Annotated in this window: 1 protein-coding gene; it reads left to right on the top strand. The window is 43.5% G+C overall.

What is annotated here, in order from left to right:
- Positions 1-392: 392 nt before the first annotated feature.
- Positions 393-1,364, top strand: a complete 972-nt coding sequence (locus tag RRG12_RS41575; protein ID WP_420763190.1) for a YegS/Rv2252/BmrU family lipid kinase — start codon at positions 393-395, stop codon at positions 1,362-1,364.
- The last annotated feature ends 25 nt before the right edge of the window (positions 1,365-1,389 follow it).

Genomic DNA, 1,389 nt, shown 5'->3' with positions numbered 1-1,389 from the left:
TTAAAATGTGGGTTCCTCCTGCCTCCTGCCTTCTATCTCCTGCCTTCTGAAAGCCAAATTACAATTTAATTTGTTAATCGACAAAATCCACTGCTTATTTTACAACATTAAGTAGTTCAGATAATTAAGACTGACACAAAGACACCGAGATAAGTCTGTAGCAATATCTCATAAGTAGGGTGCGCCGCTGAAATTACGGGAATGCCAAAGGCGTGTAGTCGAAAGGTGACAAGTTCTCGCTGTTTCTTGGTGTATGATGCGATCGCACATGACCCTGAACTTACTCAATATATCTAGAAAACTCAGCCCCAAAACGGAAGGTGAAAATTTACAGGAATGTTAAAAATAATTTGGTATCTTCATTAGTTATCCAAGCTTAATTGTTATCTCTTATGAATCGTTCCGCCTGTCTCATTTTCAATCCTGTTGCGGGTCAGGGCGACCCAGATATAGAACTAGCAGAAATTCGGTCAATATTAGAGCCAGATATTGACCTAGATATTTATCTCACAACTGAAGAAATCGACGCTGACCAACTAGCCTATGCAGCGGTAGAGCGAGGAGTAGATGCAATCATTGCTTCGGGGGGAGATGGTACTCTCTCAGCCGCAGCGGCGGCTGTAGTTGGTACCGACATCCCATTTGGAATCATTTCCAGAGGCACAGCCAACGCTTTTGCCACAGCTTTAGGAATTCCTGACACGATCGCAGATGCCTGTAAAACCATTGTGGAAGGAGGAACCCGCCTTGTAGACGTAGCTTATTGCAACGATCAGCCAATGGTACTCTTGGCAGGTATTGGCTTTGAAGCTGAAACTGTAGAATTGGCAGACCGAGACGCCAAGAACCGCTTTGGGATGATGGCCTACGTCTTGGCAGGAATCCAACAATTAAGAAACTTACATAACTTTGATGTTGAAATTGAAACTGAAGATAGGATAATTAAAACTAGCGCTTGTGCAGTAACAGTAGCAAATGCCGCGCCTCCCACTTCAGTTTTGGCTCAAGGCCCAGCAGGTCTAATTTATGATGATGGACTACTAGATTTAACAATTGTCGCTCCAGTTAACAAAGCAGGAGCGATCGCGGCTACATTTCATCTATTTCAAACGGCTTCTACAGGTAACGCTACAGAACGAAATGATATTGGCTTTCTGCGAGCTAAACAGTTTAAAATTACGACTGAGCCACCACAAAAAGTTGTTCTAGATGGTGAAATCGTAGGCACAACACCAGTAGAAATAAAGTGTGTCCCGGCAGGCTTGCGAATTTTTGTGCCATTAGTAGAAGAAGTTGAGCCTACGGAAAAACTAGAGGGACTCCCGAATCTGACTATTGAAATGAAAAACACAGTAGAGGAGTGAGGGCATGGGGCATGGGGAATTGAAA

It is taken from the genome of Nostoc sp. CALU 546 (assembly GCF_048836525.1).
This window is presented reverse-complemented; position numbering and strand designations above follow the sequence as displayed.